General features: G+C 64.3%; 22 protein-coding genes. 11 read left to right on the top strand and 11 right to left on the bottom strand.

Features of this window, described 5'->3' with window-relative positions:
- Positions 1-69: 69 nt before the first annotated feature.
- Positions 70-657 (top strand): isoprenylcysteine carboxylmethyltransferase family protein, encoded by a 588-nt coding sequence (locus tag FJ956_RS09640; protein ID WP_181170350.1) that lies wholly within the window; start codon positions 70-72, stop codon positions 655-657.
- On the opposite strand, the gene mutS is transcribed toward FJ956_RS09640, so the two are convergent.
- A complete protein-coding gene (mutS, locus tag FJ956_RS09635) occupies positions 658-3,381 on the bottom strand; it encodes a DNA mismatch repair protein MutS (protein ID WP_246672201.1) in 2,724 nt (907 codons plus the stop codon).
- A 165-nt stretch (positions 3,382-3,546) separates the two neighbouring features.
- Between mutS and FJ956_RS09630 the strand changes: the two genes are divergently transcribed.
- Together FJ956_RS09630 and FJ956_RS09625 are read left to right on the top strand one after the other, a co-directional pair.
- Positions 3,547-4,728, top strand: a complete 1,182-nt coding sequence (locus tag FJ956_RS09630; RefSeq protein WP_140682881.1) for a glycosyltransferase — start codon at positions 3,547-3,549, stop codon at positions 4,726-4,728.
- Between the two features lie 101 nt (positions 4,729-4,829).
- Positions 4,830-7,109, top strand: coding sequence for an NADP-dependent malic enzyme (locus FJ956_RS09625; protein ID WP_140682878.1), 2,280 nt, complete (start codon positions 4,830-4,832; stop codon positions 7,107-7,109).
- Positions 7,110-7,202: 93 nt separating this feature from the next.
- Here FJ956_RS09625 and FJ956_RS09620 read toward each other — a convergent pair whose 3' ends face one another.
- The 3 genes from FJ956_RS09620 to FJ956_RS09610 form a co-directional block, all read right to left on the bottom strand.
- Positions 7,203-8,324: a porin gene (locus FJ956_RS09620; RefSeq protein ID WP_140682875.1), complete on the bottom strand. Its 1,122-nt coding sequence runs from the start codon at positions 8,322-8,324 to the stop codon at positions 7,203-7,205.
- 379 nt (positions 8,325-8,703) lie between these two features.
- Positions 8,704-9,414 carry an antitoxin Xre/MbcA/ParS toxin-binding domain-containing protein gene (locus FJ956_RS09615; RefSeq protein ID WP_140682872.1) on the bottom strand — a complete coding sequence of 237 codons (711 nt, stop codon included), beginning with the start codon at positions 9,412-9,414 and terminating at the stop codon, positions 8,704-8,706.
- A 417-nt stretch (positions 9,415-9,831) separates the two neighbouring features.
- Positions 9,832-10,824: an adenosine kinase gene (locus FJ956_RS09610; RefSeq protein ID WP_140682869.1), complete on the bottom strand. Its 993-nt coding sequence runs from the start codon at positions 10,822-10,824 to the stop codon at positions 9,832-9,834.
- A gap of 294 nt (positions 10,825-11,118) precedes the next feature.
- Between FJ956_RS09610 and FJ956_RS09605 the strand changes: the two genes are divergently transcribed.
- Together FJ956_RS09605 and FJ956_RS09600 are read left to right on the top strand one after the other, a co-directional pair.
- Positions 11,119-12,003: an EamA family transporter gene (locus tag FJ956_RS09605; RefSeq protein WP_246672200.1), complete on the top strand. Its 885-nt coding sequence runs from the start codon at positions 11,119-11,121 to the stop codon at positions 12,001-12,003.
- Positions 12,004-12,209: 206 nt separating this feature from the next.
- Positions 12,210-12,905 (top strand): sulfate transporter family protein, encoded by a 696-nt coding sequence (locus tag FJ956_RS09600; RefSeq protein WP_140682862.1) that lies wholly within the window; start codon positions 12,210-12,212, stop codon positions 12,903-12,905.
- On the opposite strand, the gene FJ956_RS09595 is transcribed toward FJ956_RS09600, so the two are convergent.
- From FJ956_RS09595 to FJ956_RS09575, 5 genes are all read right to left on the bottom strand, one after another.
- Positions 12,902-13,711: an oxaloacetate decarboxylase gene (locus FJ956_RS09595; RefSeq protein ID WP_140682858.1), complete on the bottom strand. Its 810-nt coding sequence runs from the start codon at positions 13,709-13,711 to the stop codon at positions 12,902-12,904. The genes FJ956_RS09600 and FJ956_RS09595 overlap by 4 nt on opposite strands.
- A gap of 80 nt (positions 13,712-13,791) precedes the next feature.
- Positions 13,792-14,646: a hypothetical protein gene (locus FJ956_RS09590; RefSeq protein ID WP_140682855.1), complete on the bottom strand. Its 855-nt coding sequence runs from the start codon at positions 14,644-14,646 to the stop codon at positions 13,792-13,794.
- A gap of 63 nt (positions 14,647-14,709) precedes the next feature.
- A complete protein-coding gene (locus FJ956_RS09585; RefSeq protein WP_140682852.1) occupies positions 14,710-15,369 on the bottom strand; it encodes an HAD family phosphatase in 660 nt (219 codons plus the stop codon).
- Positions 15,370-15,855: a dUTP diphosphatase gene (dut, locus tag FJ956_RS09580; protein WP_140682849.1), complete on the bottom strand. Its 486-nt coding sequence runs from the start codon at positions 15,853-15,855 to the stop codon at positions 15,370-15,372.
- A 329-nt stretch (positions 15,856-16,184) separates the two neighbouring features.
- The gene (locus tag FJ956_RS09575; RefSeq protein ID WP_140647325.1) at positions 16,185-16,655 is read right to left on the bottom strand and encodes an Lrp/AsnC family transcriptional regulator; all 471 of its coding nucleotides are present in this window, start codon (positions 16,653-16,655) and stop codon (positions 16,185-16,187) included.
- A 114-nt stretch (positions 16,656-16,769) separates the two neighbouring features.
- Here FJ956_RS09575 and FJ956_RS09570 point away from each other — a divergent pair, with 114 nt between their 5' ends.
- On the top strand, positions 16,770-17,024 hold the full coding sequence (locus FJ956_RS09570; protein WP_140684297.1) for a DUF6356 family protein: 255 nt from the start codon (positions 16,770-16,772) through the stop codon (positions 17,022-17,024).
- 16 nt (positions 17,025-17,040) lie between these two features.
- Complete coding sequence (locus FJ956_RS09565; RefSeq protein WP_140684295.1) at positions 17,041-17,841, top strand: class II glutamine amidotransferase; 801 nt, start codon at positions 17,041-17,043, stop codon at positions 17,839-17,841.
- Between the two features lie 22 nt (positions 17,842-17,863).
- Here FJ956_RS09565 and FJ956_RS09560 read toward each other — a convergent pair whose 3' ends face one another.
- Complete coding sequence (locus tag FJ956_RS09560) at positions 17,864-18,931, bottom strand: FAD-binding oxidoreductase (RefSeq protein ID WP_246672230.1); 1,068 nt, start codon at positions 18,929-18,931, stop codon at positions 17,864-17,866.
- Positions 18,932-19,043: 112 nt separating this feature from the next.
- On the opposite strand from FJ956_RS09560, the gene FJ956_RS09555 reads away from it, so the two are divergent.
- The 3 genes from FJ956_RS09555 to FJ956_RS09545 all read left to right on the top strand — a co-directional run bounded on the left by FJ956_RS09555 (position 19,044) and on the right by FJ956_RS09545 (position 22,248).
- Positions 19,044-19,637, top strand: a complete 594-nt coding sequence (locus FJ956_RS09555; protein ID WP_140684291.1) for a TetR/AcrR family transcriptional regulator — start codon at positions 19,044-19,046, stop codon at positions 19,635-19,637.
- Entirely contained in the window at positions 19,637-20,557 is a 921-nt protein-coding gene (locus tag FJ956_RS09550) for a haloalkane dehalogenase (protein WP_140684289.1), read from the top strand. The genes FJ956_RS09555 and FJ956_RS09550 overlap by 1 nt, the downstream gene beginning before the upstream one ends.
- A gap of 98 nt (positions 20,558-20,655) precedes the next feature.
- On the top strand, positions 20,656-22,248 hold the full coding sequence (locus FJ956_RS09545) for a peptide chain release factor 3 (protein WP_140684287.1): 1,593 nt from the start codon (positions 20,656-20,658) through the stop codon (positions 22,246-22,248).
- A 251-nt stretch (positions 22,249-22,499) separates the two neighbouring features.
- Here the strand turns inward: FJ956_RS09545 and FJ956_RS09540 are convergent, their stop codons facing one another.
- Positions 22,500-22,967: a VOC family protein gene (locus FJ956_RS09540; RefSeq protein ID WP_140684285.1), complete on the bottom strand. Its 468-nt coding sequence runs from the start codon at positions 22,965-22,967 to the stop codon at positions 22,500-22,502.
- Between the two features lie 248 nt (positions 22,968-23,215).
- Here FJ956_RS09540 and ilvD point away from each other — a divergent pair, with 248 nt between their 5' ends.
- On the top strand, positions 23,216-25,060 hold the full coding sequence (gene ilvD, locus FJ956_RS09535) for a dihydroxy-acid dehydratase (RefSeq protein ID WP_140684283.1): 1,845 nt from the start codon (positions 23,216-23,218) through the stop codon (positions 25,058-25,060).
- Positions 25,061-25,119 lie beyond the last annotated feature (59 nt).

Below are 25,119 nucleotides of genomic sequence, written 5' to 3'. Positions count from 1 at the left end.
GCGGTGACGCAAATGCAGAAAAAGTCCCCGATGCCGCTTTCCACGACGGTTTTTCGACAGGGCAGAAGGATGCGTTTCCTTTGGCTGGTTGCTCCGGTCGTCCTGGCGCCGGCCCTGCTTGCGGAGAGTGGATGGCCGCAAGGCAGCACCTTTCGCGAAATGCTGGAATTTGCGGGTTCCGTGCTGATCCTCATCTGTATCGGCGGCCGCTGCTGGGCATCGCTCTATGTCGGCGGGCGCAAGAACCGTGAACTCGTCACAACCGGCCCCTATGCCTATACGCGCAATCCACTCTATTTCTTCTCGGCCCTTGGACTGGCTGGCGTCGGGCTGACATTCGGGTCGCTGATCCTTTCGGCGTTTCTCTTTGCCTTCACCTATCTGGTCTTTTCCTATGTCGCGACGCGCGAAGCGGTCGCGCTAGACGCGATCTTTGGCGAGGGCTATTGGCGCTATTGTCGAAGCGTGCCGGCCTTCTTTCCCCGTCTGCGGCGCGATGACGACGTCTTGGGTCCGTCTCCCGTCACGTTCGACTCGGTGGCGCTGAGGCGGACCGCCATCGACAGCTCTTACTTCCTTGTGGCGATACTGGCGGTGGAATCGCTCGGCTGGCTCCAGTCGGCAAGGCTGGTGACGCCGATGTTCCGATTGTTTTGATTACCCGCCCGCCAGCCCCTTCAGCCGGTAGAGCGCCTCCAGCGCCTCGCGCGGCGTCATCTCGTCGGGATTGATCACGCCGAGTGCCTCGCCCAGCGCATCGCTTTTGACCGGCTTCGGGGCTTCGCGCTTCACCGCCACCGAAAACAGCGGCAGGTCGTCCACGAGCCGATTGGTCTTGCCCGAGACTTCGCCCTCTTCCAGCTGGTGCAGCACTTCCTTGGCGCGGGCCACCACCGCTTCCGGCAGGCCGGCCAGCCGCGCCACCTGGACGCCGTAGGAGCGGTCGGCCGCGCCCTTGCCGACTTCGTGCAGGAAGACGACATCGCTTTCCCATTCCTTGACCCGCATGGTGACGTTGTGAAGCCGGGGCAATTTGCCGGCCAGCGCCGTCATCTCGTGGAAATGCGTGGCGAAGATCGCCCGGCAGCGGTTCTTCTCATGCAGGTATTCGACCGCCGCCCAGGCGATCGACAGTCCGTCGAAAGTCGCGGTGCCGCGGCCGATCTCGTCGAGGATGACCAGCGCCCGCTCGCCCGCCTGGTTGAGGATCGCCGCCGTCTCGACCATCTCGACCATGAAGGTCGAACGTCCCCGCGCCAGATCGTCCGACGCGCCGACGCGCGAGAACAGCCGGTCGACGACGCCGATATGGGCGCTTTGCGCCGGCACGAAGGAGCCGGTCTGGGCGAGGATTGCGATCAGCGCATTCTGCCTGAGGAACGTCGACTTGCCGCCCATATTGGGGCCGGTAAGCAGCCAGATCGCGCCGGCCTTGGCGCCGCCGTCGGGCGACAGGTCGCAATCGTTGGCGACGAACGGCCCGTCACCCGAGCGCCTCAGCGCCTGTTCGACCACCGGGTGGCGCCCGCCTGCGATGTCGAAGGCGAGGCTCGAATCCACCACCGGCCGGCACCAGCCCTCGCTTTCGGAAAGCAATGCCAGCGCCGATGAAACATCGAGAGCCGCAAGCGCGTCGGCGCCGGCACGGACCCGTTCGGCCTCACCCACCACTTCCGCCGTCAGCCGGTCGAAGGTGGCGAGCTCGATGCTCAGCGCCTTGTCGGCGGCATTGGCGATCTTCGATTCCAGCTCCGCCAGTTCGGTCGTGGTGAAGCGCATGGCGTTGGCCATGGTCTGGCGATGGATGAAGCGCGCCTTGGCGGCGTCGCCGCCGGTCATGATCGCGTGATGGTTGGCGGTGACCTCGATGTAGTAGCCGAGCACATTGTTGTGCCGGATCTTCAGCGAGCGGATGCCGGTCTCCTCGATCAGCGAGCGCTCCAGCCCGGCGATCACTTTTCGCGATTCGTCGCGCAATGCCCGCATCTCGTCGAGCTCGGCATTATAGCTCGACCGCACGAAGCCGCCGTCGCGCTTGATCAGCGGCAGCTCGTCGTCGAGCGCTTCGCTGAGGTGACGGGCGAGCGCCTCGGGCAAGGCGCGGATCGCGGCAAGCGCGGCGGCGAGCTCGGCGGGCAGGGCGGCCGCCGCGAACAATTCGGCGATCGCGCCGGCCGCCTCGAAGCCGGCGCGCAGCGCGCCGAGATCGCGCGGCCCGCCGCGGTTGAGCGCCAGCCTGGACAGCGCCCTCGGCATGTCGGCGACGCCTTTCAGGCTCGCCCGCAGGCCTTGGCAAAGCCGCGTCTCGGAGCGGAAAAAGGAGACCGAATCCAGTCGCGCCGCGATCGTCGCCGGATCGGTCAGCGGCGCCATCAGCCGGTCGGCCAGCAATCGCGCGCCGCCGCCGGTCACGGTGCGGTCGATCGCCTTGAACAATGAGCCGTCGCGGCTGCCGGACAGCGTGCGCAACAGTTCCAGATTGCCGCGCGTCGCCGGATCGATGAACAGCGTCGAGCCCTGCTCCTCGCGCTCGGGGCGCGACAGCGGCGGCCGTTCGGCCTTCTGCGTTTTTTCGACATAGGCGATGGCGCCCGAGATCGCCGACAGCTCGGCGCGCGAGAACGTGCCGAAACTGTCCGGGGTCGCTACCTCGAAGAAGCGCGCGATGCGGCTTGTGGCCGAAGCCGAATCGAACAGCGAAGGCGGCTGCGGGTTGGCGACCCGGCCCAGCACGTCGAACACCGGCCTGAGCTCCGGATCGTGGAAAACCGGCTCGGCGACGATCAGCTCGCGCGGGTCTACGCGGAAGATGTCGGCAAGCAGCCGCTCGGCGCTCGTCTCGGCGACGCGGAAGGCGCCGGTCGAAATGTCGATCCAGGCGAGCGCGAAGCCGGCCTGGCTGGCCGCGCCGCCGCCTTTCACGCGGCCGAGCGCCATCAGGAAGCTCGATTCCGAGGGCGCCAGCAGCTTGTCCTCGGTGATGGTGCCGGGCGTGACCAGCCGCACCACGTCGCGGCGCACTACCGATTTGGAGCCGCGTTTCTTGGCTTCGGCCGGATCCTCGATCTGCTCGCAGACGGCGACGCGAAAACCCTGCGCGATCAGCTTCTGCAGATAGTCGTCCGCCGCATGCACCGGCACGCCGCACATCGGGATGTCATGGCCCTGGTGCTTGCCCCGCTTGGTCAAAACGATGCCCAGTGCCTGGCTCGCCTTCTCCGCGTCGTCGAAGAACAGCTCGTAGAAATCGCCCATGCGGTAGAACAGAAGCGAATCCGGGTTCGCCGCCTTGATCTCGATGAATTGCTCCATCATCGGCGTGACGCCGCTCGTGGCGGGCGCAGGCGTCGTCGTCTCCTGGGCGTCGGTATCGGTGGGCATATGCATGTTCATGCGGCAACGCTAGCAGAAGTGGCAGCCCGGTTTAATGCCGGCGACGCGAAAAGCAGGGGAAGACTGGCGGCGGCCCGCAGCGCCGGGCCTGGTTGCGCCGGCCCGGCCTGGCACTCTATGGTTCCCGTGGGGAAAGGGCGGCGGGGGACTTTGGTGGATCAGGACAAGCAAGAGACTTTCGACGAGATGGTCGGCCCGGTCGGCTCGGCCGCCGAGCGCCTCTGGCTGCTGGCGACGCGGCGCGCCCATCGAACCGCGAACAAGCTCAGGGTTTCGGCGCGCAAGCGCTTTCCCTATATCCTGCCGGCGCGCGGTCCCTTGTCCGACCTCGACGGCGGCATCCAGATGTCGGCTCACATATTCAGCCGCGACCCGCTGGTGCTCTATATTCCGGTCGGCGGACCCCGTCCCCTGCATCCGTTGGCGGCCATCGGCCGGCGCCTTGCCGAGCGGCGCGCCACCTTTCTGCTGATGCCGATGTGGACGATGGAGAGGCCTGCCGTCGTCGCCCAGATGGGCCGCGATATTGCCTGGTATGCGGCGCGTTTTCCTCGTCATGAGGTGATTTTCCTCTGCAACAACGAGGAAGAGCGCCGTCTCATCGCCGCGGTCGGCGGCAAAGCCATGTTCTCCAATCACAATCTGATGATATCGGAAGATGTTTTCCGGCCGCTGCCGGATGTGCCGGTCGAGTTCGATGCCGTCTACAATGGCCGCATCTCGCCGATGAAACGCCACTATCTTGCCTTCGAGATCGACCGGCTGGTCCACGTCACCTATTCGATCGGCGAATTGACGCCGCCCGCCGCCCGCGCCTTCATTCGCCGCCTCCAGGCGCAATCGCCGCGCCATCGCATCGCCAATCCGATCGTGGACGGCCTGCCCGGCCGGCTGACCTCCGCAGAGGTCAACCGGGTCTACAATCAGGCCGCCGTCGGGCTGTGCCTGTCCGCCGTCGAAGGGGCAATGTATTCCAGCATGGAATATCTGATGACCGGTTTGCCTATCGTCAGCACGCCGAGCCTCGGCGGGCGCGACGTCTATTTCGATCCGGACTATTGCCTGATCGTCGAGCCGGAGCCGACGGCCATTCGCCGCGCTGTTGAGCGGCTTCGGGATCGCGCCATTCCGCGCGAGGAAATCCGCGGCAGGACGCTGGAAAAGGTTCGCGCCCAGCGGCAGGAACTCACCGCGTTCCTGTCGGCGCTTCTGCGGCGCAAGGGCAGCAGCGCTCCCCCGCTGGAGACGTGGCCGTTCTCAGGCACCGAAGGCTTGATGCGCTGGGCCACCGTGCGGGAAATTGCCGCGCTCGTCGGCGAACCGGACCGCGCCTGATCGCTTGGCCGTTTACAGCGCTGCCGTGTAGCCTTAATCCGAAGACACATAAACACGCACCTGCCTCAAGGGTGCGCGAAGGCGAGGAAATGAAGCGCATCATGGCCAGGAAAACCGAAAGCAGCGGCCCCTCCGTCAGTCCAGAGGAGGCGTTGGAGTTCCACGCCATGGGACGGCCCGGCAAGCTGGAGATCGTCGCCACCAAGCCGATGGCGACGCAACGCGATCTGAGCCTCGCCTATTCGCCTGGCGTCGCCGTCCCCGTGCGCGCCATCGCCGAGGATCCGAGCCGTGCCTTCGATTATACGACGCGCGGCAATATGGTCGCCGTCATCTCGAACGGCACCGCCATCCTCGGCCTGGGCAATCTCGGCGCGCTGGCCTCTAAGCCGGTCATGGAAGGCAAGGCGGTGCTGTTCAAGCGTTTCGCCGATGTCGATTCCATCGACCTTGAAGTGGCGACCGAGGATGCCGACGAGTTCATCAACTGCGTGCGCTTCCTCGGACCTTCCTTCGGCGGCATCAATCTCGAGGACATCAAGGCGCCCGAGTGCTTCATCATCGAGCAGCGGCTGCGCGAGCTGATGGACATCCCAGTCTTCCATGACGATCAGCATGGCACGGCAATCATCTCAGCCGCCGGGCTGATCAACGCGCTGGAGGTCACCGGCCGCGACATGAAGACCACGAAGATGGTCTGCAACGGCGCGGGCGCCGCCGGCATCGCCTGCATCGAATTGATGAAGGCGATGGGTTTTTCACCGGAAAACATCATCCTGTGCGACACCAAGGGCGTGGTCTTCCAGGGCCGCACCGAAGGCATGAACCAGTGGAAGTCGGCGCATGCGGTCAAGACCGAGGCGCGCAGCCTGGCTGAGGCCCTGGACGGCGCCGACGTCTTCCTCGGCCTGTCAGCCAAGGGGGCACTCACCACCGCCATGGTGCAGTCGATGGCCAAGAACCCGATCATCTTCGCCATGGCCAATCCCGACCCGGAGATCACGCCGGAGGAAGTGGCCGAGATCCGCACCGACGCCATCATGGCCACCGGCCGCTCGGACTACCCAAACCAGGTCAACAACGTTCTGGGCTTCCCCTATATCTTCCGGGGAGCGCTCGATGTGCGCGCCACCACCATCAATGACGAGATGAAGATCGCCGCCGCCAGGGCGCTTGCCGAGCTGGCTCGCCAGGACGTGCCGGACGATGTCGCCGCAGCCTATCAGGGCAACCGGCCGAAATTCGGTGCCAACTACATCATCCCGGTGCCGTTCGATCCGCGCCTGATCTCGGCGATCCCGCTGGCGGTGGCGAAGGCGGCGATGGAATCCGGCGTCGCCCGCAAGCCGATCCTCGATCTCGACCGCTACGCGCAGGAACTGTCTGCCCGCCGCGACCCGATCGCCTCCACCTTGCAGCGCATCTACGACCGCGTGCGCCGCCAGCCCAAGCGCATCGTCTTCGCCGAGGGCGAGGAGGAGCAGGTGATGCGCGCCGCCGTCTCCTATGTGAACCAGAAGCTCGGCACGGCGATCCTGCTCGGCCGCGACGACGTCATCAAGGACAATGCCCGCAATGCCGGCATCGACCTGAACAAGCAGGGCCTGGAGATCATCAATGCCAGGCTGTCGCGCCGCAACGGCATCTACACCGACTATCTCTACGAGCGCATGCAGCGGAAGGGTTTTCTGTTCCGCGACTGCCAGCGCCTGATCAACAACGACCGCAACCACTTCGCCGCCTGCATGGTGGCGCTCGGCGATGCCGACGGCATCGTCACCGGCGTCACCCGCAACTATTCGACGGCGCTCGACGACGTACGCCGCATCATCGACGCCAAGCCCGGCCACCGCGTCATCGGCGTGTCGATCGTGCTCGCGCGAGGCAGGACGGTGCTGGTCGCCGACACCGCCGTGCACGACATGCCGAACGCCGAGCAGATCGCCGACATCGCCGAGGAAGCGGCCGGTTTCGCCCGCCGCATGGGCTACGAGCCGCGGCTCGCCATGCTCGCCTACTCCACCTTCGGCCATCCGCAGGGCGAACGTTCCGAACGCGTCCAGGAAGCGGTGCGCATCCTCGATAAGCGCCGCGTCGATTTCGAATATGACGGCGAGATGGCCGCCGACGTGGCGCTGAACCCGCGCGCCATGGCGCAATATCCTTTCATCCGGCTGACCGGCCCAGCCAACGTGCTGGTGATGCCGGCCTTCCACTCGGCCTCGATCTCGACCAAGATGCTGCAGGAGCTCGGCGGCTCGACCGTCATCGGCCCGCTGCTGGTCGGCTTGAACAAGCCGGTCCAGATCGTGTCGTTGAACGCCAAGGACTCCGACATCGTGAACATGGCGGCGATCGCGGCCTACACGGCGGGGAATTGACGCGGCAGCAGTTCGATCGTTTCGTTTGCTTGAGCCAAAGCAAAAGGCCCGCGGCGATGCCGCGGGCCTTTCCTTTGTGAACTTTGCGCTCGATCAGAAATTGCGCTGGAAGCGAACGATGCCGCCCCAGTTGTTCTTCTTGAAGGCCTTGGTGAAGTTGTAGTCATCGGCCTGACCGAACTTGCCATCATGGTAGTAGTCAAGTTCGGTCGTGACCGTGAAGCCCGAAACGATCGTGTAGGCCACGTTTGCCGCGACGGCGAAGTTCTTGGCGTCGTCGGCCGAGACCTGGAGGTTGAAGGCGGTCTTCGGGTTGAACTTGTAGGTGCCGCCGCCCCAGACGGCCCAGTTGCCGCCCCAGGGCTTGTAGAAGCCGCGACCCTTGGCGTGGTCGACGAAGTTGTCGTCGGTGCCGTAGCCGCCCATGACGAACAGCGACAGTTCCTTGGTGACGTTGACGTCGAGGCGAACCTTGCCGGCCACTTCCTCGTAGTTGCTGTCATAGGCCACGACGCCGGTGATCGCGCCCCAGTCGCCCTTGTACTTCAGGCCGCCGACGACATGCGGGACATAGCTGTCGATCAAGCCGTGGATGGCGCCAGTGTCCGCACCCTCTTCGAGCGAGACCACGCCCGAGAAGCCGCTGCCGGCGTCGAAATAGTAGCTGACGACGTTGGTGACCTTGATGCCGTACGGGATGATGGTGTCCTGCACCACGCTGCCGGCATAGCCGATGAACTGGTCGTAAGGCGTCTCATCGACGCCGACGCGCAGGCCGCCGAGCTGGACCCAGCCGAATTCCAGGTTCACCGCCGAATCGCCGTTCTTGAAGTTGAAGCGGGCCTCGGTATAGGTCTTCAACGTGCCGAGCTCGGTCTCCTGGCCGGTCCAGGTCCTGAACGCGAAGCGGGCGTTCTTATTCCAGCTATTGTTGAAATTCGGATCTGCGTCCGGGCCAGGATCCATTGTATCTCTGGCTCTGCGGCCGTCGAGGGTGCCGGGATCGCCGAAGCCGGCGTCATAACGGATATAGCCGCCGACGCGCAGGCAGGTCTCGGTGCCGGGGATGTAGAAGTAGCCGGCGCCATAGACGTCGCAGATCTTGACATATTCGGCCGGTTCCGGCTCGGCGACGGTGACCGCGTCGGCGGCGCGGGCGCCCGAAACTGCGATCAGCGCCGCAGCGGAGCCGAGTAGAAGGCTCTTGATGTTCATTTTCTTGAATCTCCAGTCAAAGGTTCAAGACAGGCCTGACGTGCCGTTCGGCTTTGCCACCCCCGTCCCCATCGTTGAAAAAGCACGCGCACCGGCGCCGCTTCTTCGCCTTGGACATGGCCTAATCGTTGGCCTCACACAACAGTGATTGTGTCGGAATGGCGGCTTTTCTGACGCTTATGGAAGTCTTGTTGCCCAAATATCACGTCACATAAATGCAAAAATGGGACGTTCTGAACAATAAGTAGAATCGAAACGCCAGATAAGCTGTTCGATGTGCCAAATGTGCCAATTATTACAGTTTTATGACAGATGATTTGCCGAATAAATTTCTAAAAGTGCTGATGAACGTGGAAAAATCGACTCCTGGTGACCGGAGTCAGGACAGGGCTCGGGCGGCGCGGACCACGTCCTCGACCATGTCATCCCGCAGCATCTCGATGGGAATGCGGCCATCCAACTCCGGCGACGGCCGGCTCAGCCAGAACCAGGCAAGCCTCGGATTGGCGATCGCTGAAAGCACGTCGCTGATCCCCGGGACCGGCCTGCCGTCGATGAACTGGGCCAAGGGGAAGACATGCTTGCGGCCGCCCTTGCGCAAGGCAACGACCTCACCGCGTCTTTGCCAGCGATGCAGCGTGGAGCGCGGGATGCGGAGCTTCTCTTCCAGATAGGTCGAGCCGGCGACCTCGCCGGCCCAATCCTCGATCAGCATCGATTGCAGGCCCGCGGCTCGCTCGGCGACCGGCTGGGCCGTGGGCCTCCCTGTCTCCGACTTCGGCGCCGAGCGCTCGAAGGCGCGGTCCGATATGGCCGCGCCGTCGCTCGCGACCTTGTTCGTCATCGCACGAAAAAAGTCGGACGCGAGGTCGGTCCACTCGCCCTTGAAGGAGCCGATGGCAAGGCGCTGTGCCGGCGGCAGGAAGGGCAGGGCGGCGGCCAGATGGCCGGCGACCTTGCTTGCCGAAGCCAGCGCATCGGCGTCCAGCATGACGCCATGCTGCATCAGCGCCTGTTGCACGGCTTCGGCCATAAGGCCTGCCAACGCCTCTTGTGAAATCCCGCCGGACGGGTTCTGGAATCTGGTCATGAATCTGTCTTGCGGCCCGCGCTCCTCCCCAGGCGCCGGCGGTTGCTGAAATTCTATTGCGGAAAATAAAATATGCGACGGCGGCCCGGCAGCTTGCTGGTTTGCATCTTCACACCCCTGGTTTGGCGTGCCGAAATGTCAGTCGCGGAACGCCTCATCTTGCATCTTAGAAGTCCAACGTGACAGGTCCGCGACAGCCGGTCCTGTTTGGAGGCTGCCGGCGATGACGCAACGGCACCTCTTCGCGCGCAATTGCGGGGCCGAAAGCCGTCACTGTTTTGTCACGGTGTTCACGAGCGGATCATCGTCTCGCGGGAGCGATGATCCGCTCTATCTCATTGTTTCGGGACGATTTTCGACGGAAGGCTACAGCGAACGCACCAAGCCCGTCCGTAGGCCGGTTTTCCTGTAGTCGCCCTAGAGAAGCCCGACCTGCTCGGCCTCGCGGCGAAGGTTCTGCCTGGGCCGCGGGCCGATCTGCTGGATAACCAGTCCGGCGGCCAACGAGCCGAGGTCGCCACAATCCTTGAGGCTGCGGCCGGTCGTGTAGCCGTAGAGGAAGCCGGCGGCGTAGAGATCGCCGGCGCCGGTCGTGTCGACCAGTTCCTTGATCTTAGTCGCCTGGATGATGACGGTCTCGTCGCCGCGCACGACGACCGAGCCTTTCTCGGAACGGGTGACGGCGGCGATCTTGCAATCGTTGCGGATGGCGGCGAGCGCCTCCTCGAAGGAGGCGGTCTGGTAGAGCGACTTGATCTCGTGGCTGTTGGCAAAGACGATGTCGACGGTGCCCGAACGCATCAGCTCGAGGAATTCGTCACGGTAGCGGTCGACGCAGAAGGAATCCGACAGTGTCATCGATACTTCGCGGCCCGCCGCATGCGCCAGCTTCGCCGTCTGGCGGATAGCCTCCTTGGCGCGCGGCGGATCCCACAGATAGCCTTCGAAATAGGTCACCTTGGAGTTGGAGGCTTTGTCGGCCTCGACATCCTCGGGACCAAGCTCGACGCAGGCGCCGAGATAGGTGTTCATCGACCGCTCGCCGTCGGGCGTGACGAAGATCATCGAGCGTGCCGTCGGCGGTTCGCCCTTGAGCGGCCCGGTATCGAAGGCCACGCCCTGGGCGTGGATGTCGTGGGTGTAGATATCGCCCAGCGCGTCGTTCGACACCTTGCCGAAGAAGGCTGCCCGTCCGCCGAGGCTGGCGACGCCGGCCGCCGTGTTGCCGGCACTGCCGCCGGAAGCCTCGATCGCCGGTCCCATGCGGCTGTAAAGCAATTCGGCGCGCCTGGCATCGATGAGGTTCATCGCCCCCTTGATGATGCCGTTGGTCTCGAGAAAAGCCTCGTCGCATTGCGCGATGATGTCGACAATGGCATTGCCGATGCAAAGCACGTCATATTCCGGCATCAAAATCTCCGCCAAGGACTGCCCGGCTATCTGGCATGCCGGCCGGGCGCGGGTCTAGCGAGTTGGCACCGCTTTGCCTACCCCGAAAATCGCCTTTGTCTTCCGTGACGCCGACGTCCACGCCGATTGTCCGCCGGCTGCGGCAGCGTTCGTATCGAACTGGCCCACAACAGCCACGACCCTGACAGCTATGGTTTCACCGCGATCTAAACATTCCGCGGCGTCGCGGGCTAGAAGTGATCGTTCCGGCGACAGGCTGAAGGGCGCGAACCACGAATGTCCGAGAAGACCGAAATGTCCACCGACCTGGCGCTGCTCGGCGTCTTGGCGGTGCTGTGGGGCGCTTCGTATACCTTCATCAAGATCGGCGTCGAGACGATCCCGCCCGTGACCTTCATCGCCGCCCGGACGCTGATCGCCGGGGCTATTCTCTTCACCATCATCCGCTGGCGCGGCCTCGCCATGCCCGCCGATGCGCCGACATGGCGCCGGTTCGCCTTCCAGGCCTGCCTCAACAGCGTCGTGCCGTTCACGCTGATCGCCGCCGCCGAGCGCTCGGTCGATGCCGGCCTTGCCACCATCCTCAATGCGACGTCGCCGATCTTCACCTTCCTGCTGACGGCATTGGTCACGCGCCATGAGCCCGTCACGGCGCGCAAGCTGGTCGGTGTCGGCGCCGGCATCGTCGGCATCTGCCTCATCATCGGCACCGAGGCGCTCGGCGGACTTGGCCACGAGCTGTGGGCGCAGCTTGCGATCGTCATTGCGACGATCTCCTATGCCGGAGCGGCCATCTTCGGCCGCGGCTTCAAGGGCCTCGATCCGATGATACCCGCCGCGGGTTCGATGCTTTGCGGCGCCGTGATGCTCGTGCCGCTCAGCCTGATCGTCGACCGGCCCTGGACGCTCGCGCCGTCGGCCGCGTCGATCCTGGCCCTGCTTGGACTGTCGGTCTTTTCGACGGCGCTGGCCTTCGTCATCTATTTCCGGCTGATCCATACGCTGGGCTCGGTCGGCACCACCTCCCAGGCCTATCTGCGCGTGCCGATCGGCGTCGGCATCGGCGCCGTCGTCCTCGGCGAAAGCCTCGGGCCGGCGGCCTGGGTCGGCATGGCCTTCGTCGTCGCCGGCGTCGCGGCAATGACGATTCCGGCCAGGCAGGCCAGGCTCGCGCGATAATGCATGTCGCCCAAAAGTGTGAAGCGGTTTTGGGTAAACGACATGCGCCAGAAAATGCATGTCGCCCAGAAGTGTGAAGCGGTTTTGGGCCAAGCGACATGCTTCGAGACAAAACGCAAAGCGCGTCGACGCGACGCTTTGGTTGCGCCAGGGATCGAGCCGGCCTATCTGCGAAGCGTCTTTCTCGATGAGGGGTTGAAGACGCCGTGATCCTCGACGCCGCCCGCGCCGCCGCCAGCCGGTTGTTCTCGCCTGAATTCCGCTCCGTCTTCCTGAAGACGCTGGGGCTGACGCTGCTCGCTTTGGTGGCGCTCTGGCTCGGCCTCGAGAGCCTGCTCGAATGGCTGGCCTGGCCCTGGCTGCAAGCGCTGCTCCCGGGCATGCCGTCCTGGGCCGGATGGCTGGGCGGCATCATCGCCGGCATCGTTCTGGCCGTGGGCTTGGCCTTGCTCATCGCGCCGGTCACCGCGATCGTCGCAGGCCTCTTCCTCGACGATGTCGCCGAAGTGGTCGAGCATACCGACTATCGCAACGATCCGCCCGGCAGGCCCGTGCCTGCGCTGCATTCGCTCGTGCTGGCGATCAAATTCTTCGGCGTGGTGGTCCTCGGCAACATCGTCGCGCTGCTCTTGCTTCTGGTGCCGGGCATCAACATTGCCGCCTTCTTCATCGTCAACGGCTATCTGCTCGGCCGCGAATTCTTCGAGTTCGCCGCGATGCGTTTTCGTCCCGAACCCGAGGCCAAGGCGCTGCGCCGCAAATATGCCGGCACTGTGTTCCTCGCCGGACTGGTCATCGCCCTGTTCCTGGCGGTGCCGCTGCTCAACCTTCTGACGCCGCTTTTCGCGGCCGCCATGATGGTGCATCTGCACAAGGCGGTTTCGGCGCGGGAGCCGGTCTAGCCCTGCTCCTTGCCCTCCCGGAACAGCGCCTGCAGCTTGCCGAACGGCATCGCCGCCCGGGTGAAGCCGAAGGTGCCGTCCTGCTGGATCTCGCGCGCCGCCGTCTCCAGCATGCCATAAGCGAAATTGGTCAGCCATGGTCCGAGCGAGATGCGCTTGACGCCGGCCATGGCAAGGTCGGCGATGGTGAAGCCTGGCCGGGCCATCACATTGACCGGCCGGCTCACCGACGAGCAGATCGTGCGCACCATCCCGACGTCGCTAATGCCCGGCGCGTAGAGCACGTCGGCGCCGGCTTTCTCGAAAGCCTGCAGCCGCTTGATGGTATCGTCGAGATCGCTCTTGCCCCACAGGAAATTCTCGGCCCGCGCGGTGAAGACGAAATCGTGCTTGAGCGCGCGAGCAGCCTCGACGGCCGCCGCGACGCGTTCGGTCGCCAGCGCGAAATCGTAGATCGGATTGGCGGCGTCGCCGGTGTGGTCCTCGATCGAGCAGCCGGCGAGGCCCGCGGCTTCGGCCGCGAAGATGGTTTCGGCCGCCTGCTCGGGGTTGTCGCCCTTGCCGCGCTCCAGATCGGCCGAAACCGGCAGGTCTGTCGCCGCAGTCATCTCGCGGCAATGGTGGATCATGGCGTCGAACGTCACGGCGCCGTCCGGCAGGCCGCGCGAGAAGGCAAAGCCGGCGCTGGTCGTCGCCAGCGCCTTGAAACCGAACGAAGCGAGAAGCTTGGTCGTGCCGACATCCCAGGGATTGGGCATGACGAAGGTGGAGGCATGCAGGTCGCGAAAAATCTTGCCCTTGTCCATGGCGGGTCCTCGATCATGAGTGGGGGTCGTGCGGGGAATCTATCGCGGCCGGTCGAGCCGGGCAAACGAATGCGTAGGGCTCAGAAGCGTTCGGCGTTTTCTGCTGACAATTTCTCGAACGCGTCGGAATCCCGCAGATAGCGCGACTTGGCCTTGTCCCAATGATAGATGACCGAAATGTCATGCGAAGCGGCTGCAGGCGCGGGCTCCTCGCAGCTTTCGCCGCTCGGCTTGGTGGCATCGGTCACCGTCACCTCGATCGCCGCATAGGGTTTGTCGCCAGCATGCGTCTGGAAGGACAGATCCTGCGTGCGCTTATAGGCGCAGACATTTTCGTCGAACGTATTGATCTGGTCGATAGGCTCGAAGCGGTCGTCGCGGACCAGGATCAGGATCGTGCCGACATAGCCCTGGTTCGAATTGAAATGCGTGCTCATGGTGATGAGTGCCTCCTCATCCGGGCTGATCGCGAGCTTGGCCGGATCGCGAAAATAGGTGCTCTGGTCGGTTCCGACATTGACGGCGTCGAGCAGCTTTGGCTTGCCGGTGAGGTCATAGAGCGCCAGCACGGCGAACCCTTCGGCGCTGTCCTGCGCCTGGCCGAGGTCGAGAAGCATCGCTAGCCGGTCCTTGCCGCCGGCCTTGATGGCCAGCACCGCCGCATTCGGCAGGTTGACGGTCTCGGGCGGCGATCCGCCGTCGTTGCCGCCGAGGATGTCGCGCATCTCGATCGGCGCGCTGCCTGTGTAGAAACCGTCATCGCCGGCCTTGAGATCGGGCACGATCATTTTGGCGAGGTCGAAATAGGTGACGTCCTGATGGCCAGGAACGGCGCTGTTCAGCTCCGGAAAGCTGACGGCCTGGGCCAGCGCGACCGTCCACAGGCATGGCAGCAGCAGGCATGCAAACATGAAGCGGCATAGAGTGGAAATCATGGGATCGCGCCCCTCGATGCGCTCACGCTAGCATGGCGTTTTGCGGTGCGCAGCCGGCTGCGATCAGCGGATAGGCACTAGACCGGCGAGTTCGCGCATGTCGTCGAACAATATGCCGCCGGCCGCCGCCAGCCCGTCGCGGTCGGAGAACGGATCGGCGTAATAGGAGAACACCCGCATGCCGGCGGCGATGCCGGCTTGGGTACCGGCGACGCTGTCCTCGATGACGATGCAGTCGGCCGGCGCGACGCCCATCGTCTTTGCCGCATGGAGAAAGAGATCCGGGAACGGCTTGCCTCGGCTGACCATGGTGGACGAGAACATGGCGTGCTCGAACAGCGGCAAAAGCCCGGTCTGCCCAAGCGTGATGTGCATCTTCGAAACCCGCGCCGACGTGGCGACGCAATAGGCGATGCCGGCTTTGCGCACCGTCTCGATGAAGTCGCGCACATAGGGGATCGCCTCGACGCCATGCGAGAAAAGGTCCGGCAGGCCGGCATTCCAGCGCTCGACGAAGTCGGCGCCGAGCCTGACCTCGGTCGTCTCTTCGAGCTCCTTCTGCACCGAGGCCATGCTGCGGCCGGAGAAGTTCTTGCGGCAATATTCGAATGTCGTCGTAAAACCGGCGGCGGTCAGCCATTCGGCAAGGCGCCTGTTGGCAAGGTTCTCGGTGTCGACCAAGACCCCGTCGCAGTCGAAAATAACGAGTTTAGGGACTGCCATTCAAGCGGTGCCGGTCGACCCGAAACCACCGGCGCCCCGCGTCGTGCCGCCGGCCAGCGCTCTTTCCTCGACCGCAACCTGGGTCACGGCGGCGAAGACGATCTGGGCGATGCGCAGGCCGCGCGTCACTGAAAAATCCTCGTCGCCGAGATTGACCAGCAGCACCTTCACCTCGCCGCGATAGTCGCTGTCGACGGTGCCGGGCGAATTGAGGACGGTGAGCCCATGCTTGAAGGCTAGGCCGGAGCGTGGCCGCACCTGACCTTCCATGCCTTCGGGGATTTCCAGGACAAGTCCGGTCGGCACCAGGGCTCGCTTTCCGGGCAGGATGAGCAGCGGCCGGTCTTCCGGCACCGCCGCGCGCAAATCCATGCCGGCGGCGCCCGCGCTCTCATAGGCCGGCAAAGGCAAGCCTTCGCCATGCGGAAGCCTGACGAAACCGACGGTGGGGCCGATGACGGAGGTAGGATAGATAGCGGTGCGCATGAGCCCATTCCTATCGGCGCGAGTGCCGATTCGGTCAACCCGCAGACGAGGGTATTAACGGCTTTCTTTCTGGCGTGACTATGGCCTCGCGGTCTACTTTGGCGATTAGCGAAAACATTCGTCACTTCGTCATCCACGGGCGAAGCAAGGAGCGAAGCGACGCGGCGCAGACCCGAGGATCCATTCCGTGACCTCAAAGCGTCGCAACGGTGCAGAATTCTGCTCCGCCGCACTCTACGATCGAGGTAACGGAATGGATCCTCGGGTCTCCGCGTCCGCTTCGCTCCCGCTCCGCCCGTGGATGACGAAGTCGCGGAGGCCTTGGCTACCTACCGCAGTTCCACCGGCACCACGGTCGTCTCCTTGATCTCCTCCATGACGAAGGAGGCCGAGACGTCCGACAGCGCCACCTTGGCGATCAGCCGCTGGTAGAGACGGTCATAGGCTTTCACGTCGGCGACACGGGCGCGCACCACATAGTCGAGATCGCCCGACATGCGGTAGACGCCGGTGATCTCCGGAAAACCCGTCACCGCCGCGCGGAATTTCTGCAGCCAGTCCGGGTCATGGTTGGAGGTGCGGATCAGGATGAAGACGGAGAGGCCGAGCCCAAGCTTGTCGGCGTCGACCAGCGCGACGCGGCCGGTGATGACGCCATCCTCTTCCAGGCGCTTGACGCGCCGCCAGCAGGCATTGCGCGACAGCGCCACCCGCTCCGACAGTTGGTCGACCGACAGCGTGCCGTCGCGTTGCAGCTCGGCCAGCAATCTTCGATCGATCTCATCAATTTCTACCGACATGTTGGGATGAATGTCCCATGAAACTAGCAAAAGCAAGGACAATTTGGGACCGATGAACCAGACCCATGTGGCACGATACTCACCATCGGGGCTCATCCCGCAGGAGGGATCACCATGACGACCAGGCTTACGGCGCTCTTCACCTCTCACCCGGAGAAGGTCGGCGAGACCTATTTCGGCCACATGGCCTTCGCCGCCTGGTTCTGTTCGCGCCTGTCGATAGCAGCTTGTGCTGCGCTCATTCACGCTTTCTTGCCATTTCTGTTCGAAACGACGGCGAGCCGAATCGTTCGCGAGCTCTATGAGCGCACGCACAACAGAGGCTCGCACGCGGTGAAGGAGCCGAAGGCTCTCTTGGACCGCGCCTGATAGATGGTGGAAAGCGATGTGCCGGTGGGCGGCCTATCTTGGTGAAGCGGTCTTCCTCGAAGACATCATCACCGCGCCCTGCCACTCGCTGATCGCCCAAAGCCACTGCGCCCAGGAAGCCAAGTCGCCGACCAATGGCGACGGCTTCGGACTCGCCTGGTATGGCGACCGGCCCGAGCCCGGCCTTTATCGCGACATCCTGCCGGCCTGGTCCGACCCCAATCTGAAGAGCCTGTGCCGGCAGATAAAATCCGGCCTGTTTCTGGCCCATGTCCGCGCCTCGACCGGCGGCGCCACCAGCCGCATGAACTGCCACCCCTTCATCTCCGACCGCTGGTCGTTCATGCATAACGGCCAGATCGGCGGCTTCGAAAAGATCCGCCGCGCGCTGGAAAATTCGCTTTCCGACGTGGTCTTCGACCAGCGCGAGGGCACTACCGATTCCGAGCTCTTTTTCCTGCTGATGATCGACGAGGGATTGTCCGGCGATCCGCAAGGCGCGGTCTCGCGGGCGACCAGCCGCGTGCTCGAGACGTCGCGCCGGGCCGGCATCGAGCCCTCTTTGAAACTCACCGCCGCTTTCTCGGATGGCGAGGCGCTATACGCCGTGCGCTACGCCACCGACGACCATGCGCCGACGCTCTATACCGGCGCCTTCGCCAAGCGCGACGGCCATTGCATCGTCTCGGAGCCCTTCGACCGCGACGGTGGCGAGTGGCAGGCGATACCTCCGGCGAGCTTCGTCACCATGACGAGGGATGGTACGAGCATCCGCCCGTTTGCGCCGGCTGTCGCGCAACTGGCCCTGGTCGGCTGAGGTTCGGCGGCCGGCTACCTGCTTACGGCGCGAAGCGTTCCATCCCGTAAGGCGAGAGCAACGTATCACGTTCGGCATCCAGAATTTCGCGCGTGGCAAACAAGCCAACGGCTGGTGCCAGCGTGATGCCGGAATGCATGACCGCGATATAAAGGCCGGCGACACCGTCGGCGCGGCCGATGATCGGGAAACCGTCGACCGGGTTGGGCCGGTAGCCGACCGTATGGAAATCGAACTCCAGCCCATCGGTGTCGCGCAACGCTGCCTTTGCGGCCGCAAAAAGCTCGTGCGCCGCGGCGGCAGGGTTTTCGCCCGGATCGCCGCCGGCGAAATCCGAGCCGGCGATGATGCGGCCCTCCGCCGTCTGCCGCATATGCAACCTCTCGGCATGCACCAGCCCGTTGAGCAATTTCCTGTAGGGGCGGGAGTGAACGATGAGGCCCGGCGGCATGTCTAGCGGCAGCTTGATGCCCGTGGTCGCGGCTATGGCTGGCGCGCCGGTGCCCGCGGCAACGACCACTTCGTCGGCGCCGATGGTTTCGCCGGAAACGACCACGCCGGTAACTTTGCTGCCCGATAGGGTCAGTCTGTCCACCGCGCCGACCATCACCCGTGCGCCAAGCCGTTCGGCATCCGCAAGCAGCGCCTTGGCGGTTGCCACCGGTTCGGCCACGCCTTCCTCCGCGACATAGACGGCGAAGGCAGGCGGCTCGATGAGGTTGGGCTCGATCTCTCCCGCCCGCTTGGCGTCGACGCGTTCGATGCCATAGCCCCATGACGAATGTTCGGCCGCATAGGCCTCGAGCCTGTCCGGCGGCAGGTCGAAGCACAAGCCGCCGCACCAGGCGAGCGGCAGGCCGGGCACGTCCTTCGCCAACCTTTTCCATTCGGCCATGGCGCGGACACGCAACCGGAAATAGGTTTCCGGGTTACCCCAACTGGCATTGATCCAGGCGAAGGAATTGGGTGTGGCGACACCGCCGGCGCCGCTTTCCGAAACCACCGTCACCCGCGCGCCGGCTTTCGTCAGATGCCAGGCGACCGAAGCGCCGATGATGCCTGCGCCGATGACGATGATTTCTTTCGCCACGCTGCTCTCCATCGCTGTTCCCGATGATGTCCTTCACCTGCCATTTGCGCGCGCACTTGCCAACGCAAACTTGTACACTTGACATTAATACGTACGTACGTATTGTGTAGCCATGGCTAGACAATCACTTCGCGAAAACCTTATCGAGGCCGGCTTCCGGACCATCTGGAATGCGGGCTACACCGCAGCCGGCGTGCGCGACATCGTCGCGGCGGCCGGCGCCAGGCCGGGTTCCTTCACCAACCATTTCGCCTCGAAGGAAGACTTCGCCGGCGAAGTGCTGGAACGCTACTTCGCTTATGTCGGCGGCTTGGTGGAAGATGCGCTGGCGCAGGACGGCACGCCGCCTATCGGCAGGCTGCGCCGCTATCTCGATGTCATCACCTCGAAGCTCGAGGCGCATGACTGGGCGCGCGGCTGCATGATCGGCAATCTCAGCCTGGAAACGGCTGTCCACAGCGAGCCGCTGCGGCTGAGGCTGGTCGACATTTTCGAGCGCTGGCGCCGGCCCTTCGCGGCCTGCATCGCCGAGGGCCAGGCGACGGGCGAGATCACAAAAACCTTCGATGCCGACGACCTTGCCGATTTCCTGCTGTCGTCCTGGCAGGGCGCCATGCTGCGCATGAAGGTAGAGCGCAGCCCGGAACCGCTCGAGCGGTTCAAGAAAATCATCTTCAGCACGGTATTTGGGAAGGAGACAGCGTGATGAATACGACGACCGACGGACGACAGGCCACCTTGCGGCGTTTGCAAGTGGATGTGCTGGACTCCAGCATGTCCTATCTGGAGGCCGGATCGGCCGGCCCGACCGTGCTGTTCCTGCACGGCAACCCGACCTCCTCTTACATATGGCGCAACATCATCCCGCATGTCGCGCCGTTCGGTCGTTGCATTGCGCCCGATCTGATCGGCTATGGCCAATCGGGCAAGCCGGATATCGATTATCGCTTCTTCGATCAGGTCCGTTATCTCGACGCCTTCATCGACGCGCTCGACCTCCAGGACTTGGTGATCGTCGCTCAGGACTGGGGCACCGCGCTCGCGTTCCATTTCGCGGCGCGACGGCCGCGGCGCGTTCTGGGCCTTGCTTTCATGGAATTCATCCAGCCCTTCGAGCGCTGGGAGGACTTCCACCAGCGCCCGCAGGCGCGCGAGCTTTTCAAGGCGTTGCGCACGCCGGGCGCCGGCGAGAAGCTGGTGCTGGAGGACAATATCTTCGTCGAAAAAATTCTGCCTGCCTCGGTCTTGCGGCCGATGAGCGAGGAGGAAATGGCCGCCTACCGGGCGCCGTTCCCGACGCCGCAGTCGCGCAAGCCGGCGCTGCGCCTGCCGAGGGAGCTGCCGATCGAAGGCCTGCCGGCCGATGTCGCCACGATCAGCGCGCATGACCACCGGGCGCTGCGGCTCTCGACCTATCCGAAACTGCTGTTCGCCGGCGATCCAGGCGCTCTGATTTCACCGCAGGCGGCAAAGGGATTCGCTGCGGGGCTGAAGAACTGCCGCTTCATCGATCTGGGGCCGGGCGCCCATTATCTGCAGGAAGACCATCCCGACACGATCGGCAAGGCCATTGCCGGCTGGCTGCCGGAGATCGTCCCGGCCGAAAGCGCGGCCGAACTGGCCTGAAGCGGAGCGGCGGGCATGATGCGCTGCCCGCCGCATGTCGACAGGCCGGCGCCGCGCTGGTAGAAGCGCCGCCTGTCACACGGAACGCCTTAAAAGAAATGCCCGAAACAATACCCGATGAGGTTGCGCGCCGCCGCACCTTCGCGATCATCGCCCACCCTGACGCCGGCAAGACAACGCTCACCGAAAAGCTGCTGCTGTTCGGCGGCGCCATCCAGCTTGCCGGCGAGGTCAAGGCCAAGAAGGACCGCATCCAGACGCGGTCCGACTGGATGAAGATCGAGCGCGAGCGCGGCATCTCCGTCGTCACCTCGGTGATGACCTTCGAATACGAAGGCAATGTCTTCAACCTGCTCGACACGCCCGGCCACGAGGATTTTGCCGACGACACCTACCGCACGCTTTCGGCGGTGGATTCCGCGATCATGGTCATCGACGCCGCCAAGGGCATCGAGCCGCGCACGCTGAAGCTGTTCGAGGTCTGCCGGCTGCGTGACATCCCGATCATCACCTTCGTCAACAAGATGGACCGCGAAAGCCGCGATCCGTTCGAGATACTCGACGAGATCGAGCAGAAGCTGGCGCTCGACACGGCGCCCGTCACCTGGCCGATCGGGCGCGGCAGGACGTTTTCCGGCACCTATCACCTGGCGCTCAATGCCGTGCGCAGGGGTGATGAGGAAAAGGAGCGCACGCCCGTCAACGGCCCGGATTCCAACCGCGTCGCCGGGCTGCTGCCGGACAATGAACGCGAAGCCTTCATCGAGGAGCTGGAGCTGGCGCGCGGCGCCTGCCGGCCTCTCGATATCGACGCCTTCCGCGAAGGTCATCTGACGCCGGTCTATTTCGGCTCGGCGCTGCGCAATTACGGCGTCCGCGATCTGATCGAGGCGCTGGGCGCCTACGGCCCGCCGCCCCGCGCGCAGGAGGCCGATACCCGCACGGTCGAGGCGACGGAGGAGAAGATGACCTCCTTCGTCTTCAAGATCCAGGCCAACATGGATCCCAACCACCGCGACCGCATCGCCTTCGTGCGCGTCTGCTCGGGCACGCTGGAGCGCGGCATGAAGGCCAAGCTCGTCCGCACTGGCAAGCCGATGTCGCTCTCGGCGCCGCAGTTCTTCTTCGCTCGCACCCGCGTCACCGCCGACGAGGCCTTCGCCGGCGACGTCGTCGGCATCCCCAACCACGGCACGCTGCGCATCGGCGACACGCTGACCGAAGGCGAGGAGATCCTGTTCCGCGGCGTGCCGAACTTCGCGCCCGAAATCCTGCGCCGCGTGCGCCTCGGCGACGCCATGAAGGCCAAGAAGCTGAAGGAAGCGCTGCACCAGATGGCCGAGGAAGGCGTCGTCCAGCTGTTCTCGCCCGAGGACGGCTCGCCGGCCATCGTCGGCGTCGTCGGCGCGCTGCAGCTCGACGTTCTGAAGGAGCGGCTGAATTTCGAATACACGCTTCCCGTGGATTTCGAGATGTCGCGCTTTTCCGTCTGCCGCTGGATTTCGGCCGACGACAAGGCGGAAGTGCAGCGTTTTATCGAGGCGCATCGCGGCGACATCGCCCGCGATCTCGACAACGATCCGGTGTTTCTGGCCCAGCACGCCTTCTCGCTGAATTACGAGGCCGAGCGCTGGAAGGCGATCCGCTTCGCCACCGTCAAGGACTACCAGGTCCGCGACAAGGCGGCGTGACCTGTTTTTTCCCTTCCCCCCTTGTGGGGGAAGGTGGCCTCGCGAAGCGAGGTCGGATGAGGGGTGTTCCAGGGAAAGCCAGCGTCTCACTCCGCTGGAACACCCCTCATCCGTCTCGGCGCTGCGCGCCGATCCACCCCCGGCCCTTCGCAGGCTCAGGGCGTTCGAAGCTCGAAAAGCCAAGCAATTGGCTTTTCGTCCGCTAACGCGGACCGCTTCTCACCCCACAAGGGGAGAAGGAAAAACCGGCTTCACCCCTTAGCCGCTTCCTCGATCTTGGCGATGTCTATCTTGCCCATCTGCATCATCGCCGACATGACCCGGCCGGCCTTGGCCTTGTCGGGGTCCATAAGCAGGCGCGGCAACTGCTCCGGCACGACCTGCCAGGAAACGCCGAACTTGTCCTTCAGCCAGCCACAAGGTCCGGGCTCGCCACCTTCGCTGAGCCTGGTCCAGAAATGGTCGACCTCTTGCTGCGTCTTGCAGTCGATCGATTGCGACATGGCTTCGGTGAAATTGAATTCCGGTCCACCATTGAGCGCCTGGAACGACACCCCGTCGAGCTCGAACGTGGTCACCAGAACCTTGCCCTCATCACGATGGCCCTTGGGCCAGCGCATGATGCTCAGCACCTTCGAGTTCTTGAAGATGGAAATGTAATGGTTCATCGCCTCTTCGGCCTGGCCGTCGAACCACAGGCAGGTGGTGATCTTTTGCATGTGTTTGTCCTCCGAATGCTTCTTTTGCGGTTACGGTCAAACGGCTGACCGCGAGAATGGTGCCATGCCGTCTGCCAAAGGACGGCCGTGCGGGCCGCGATCCGACACTGGCTTGCTGGTTTTTCGGAAGAATCTGGCGCAGTGCAAAATGGTGGTCACGCCGCGCCGTGGTCGCTATAACCGCTGCCGACTAAAATTTGAGCGCCGCCCGCCGCGCATCGGCGCGGCCAGCCAGCAAGGACAATCCAATGCCTGCCTATCGTTCCCGCACCACCACCCATGGCCGCAACATGGCCGGCGCCCGCGGCCTGTGGCGGGCAACCGGCATGAAGGACAGTGATTTCGGCAAGCCGATCATCGCGGTGGTCAATTCCTTCACCCAGTTCGTGCCGGGCCATGTGCATCTGAAGGACCTCGGCCAGCTGGTCGCGCGCGAGATCGAGAAGGCCGGCGGCGTCGCCAAGGAATTCAACACCATCGCCGTCGATGACGGCATCGCCATGGGTCACGACGGCATGCTCTATTCGCTGCCGTCGCGCGAGCTGATCGCCGACTCGGTCGAATACATGGTCAACGCCCATTGCGCCGATGCCATGGTCTGCATCTCCAACTGCGACAAGATCACCCCCGGCATGCTGATGGCCTCGTTGCGCCTCAACATCCCGACCGTCTTCGTCTCGGGCGGACCGATGGAGGCCGGCAAGGTTGTGCTGGCCGGCAAGGCGCAGGCGCTCGACCTCGTCGACGCCATGGTCGCGGCTGCCGACGACAAGATTTCCGACGAGGACGTCAAGGTCATCGAGCGCTCGGCCTGCCCGACCTGCGGTTCGTGCTCGGGCATGTTCACCGCCAATTCGATGAACTGCCTGACCGAAGCGCTGGGCCTGTCGCTGCCCGGCAACGGCTCGACCTTGGCCACCCATGCCGACCGCAAGCGCCTGTTCGTCGAGGCCGGCCATCTCGTCGTCGATCTCGCCCAGCGCTATTACGAGCAGGACGACGAAACGGCACTGCCGCGCAGCATCGCCTCCAAGGGCGCCTTCGAGAACGCCATGGCGCTCGATATCGCCATGGGCGGTTCGACCAACACGGTTCTGCACATCCTCGCCGCCGCTCATGAGGGCGAGGTCGATTTCACCATGGAGGACATCGATCGGCTGTCGCGCAAGGTGCCTGTGCTTTGCAAGGTCGCGCCGGCCAAGTCCGACGTCCACATGGAGGACGTCCACCGCGCCGGCGGCATCATGGCCATTCTCGGTCAGCTCGACCAGGCCGGTCTGATCAACCGCGACCTGCCGACTGTGCATACGGCGACCCTTGGCGAGGCCCTCGACCATTGGGATATTTCGCGCACCTCTGCCGAAAACGTCCGCGACTTCTTCCTGGCCGCTCCAGGCGGCGTGCCGACCCAGGTCGCCTTCAGCCAGGACCGCCGCTGGGACGAGCTCGACACCGACCGGGAGAAGGGCGTCATCCGCTCGGCCAAGACGCCGTTTTCGAAAGACGGTGGCCTTGCCGTGCTGAAGGGCAACCTGGCGCTCGACGGCTGCATCGTGAAGACCGCCGGCGTCGACGAATCGATCCTGAAATTCACCGGCCCGGCCCGCGTCTTCGAAAGCCAGGACGCCTCCGTCAAGGCGATCCTCGGCAACGAGATCAAGGCCGGCGACATCGTCGTCATCCGCTATGAGGGACCGCGCGGCGGCCCCGGCATGCAGGAGATGCTCTACCCGACCAGCTATTTGAAGTCGAAGGGCCTCGGCAAAGCCTGCGCCCTCATCACCGACGGCCGCTTCTCCGGCGGCACGTCCGGCCTGTCGATCGGCCATGTCTCGCCGGAAGCCGCCGAAGGCGGGCTGATAGGCGTGGTCCAGGAAGGCGACACGATCGAGATCGATATCCCCAACCGAAAGATCAATCTCGCCGTCAGCGAGGCCGAGCTCGATGCTCGCCGCAAGGCGATGGCGGCGAAGGGCGCCGATGCCTGGAAGCCGGCCGAGAAGCGCAAGCGCAAGGTGACGACCGCGCTGCGCGCCTATGCGGCTTTCGCCACCAGCGCCGACAAGGGCGCTGTGCGGAAAGTGCCGGGGTGATGAAACGCTTCTCCTTCTCCCCCTGTGGGAGAAGGTGGATCGGCGCGATAGCGCCGAGA

Origin of the sequence: Mesorhizobium sp. B2-4-3 (genome assembly GCF_006442815.1) — a bacterium.
Taxonomy (GTDB): Bacteria; Pseudomonadota; Alphaproteobacteria; order Rhizobiales; family Rhizobiaceae; genus Mesorhizobium.
The sequence above is the reverse complement of the archived record's forward strand: the minus strand, read 5'-3'. Positions and strand labels throughout refer to the sequence as shown.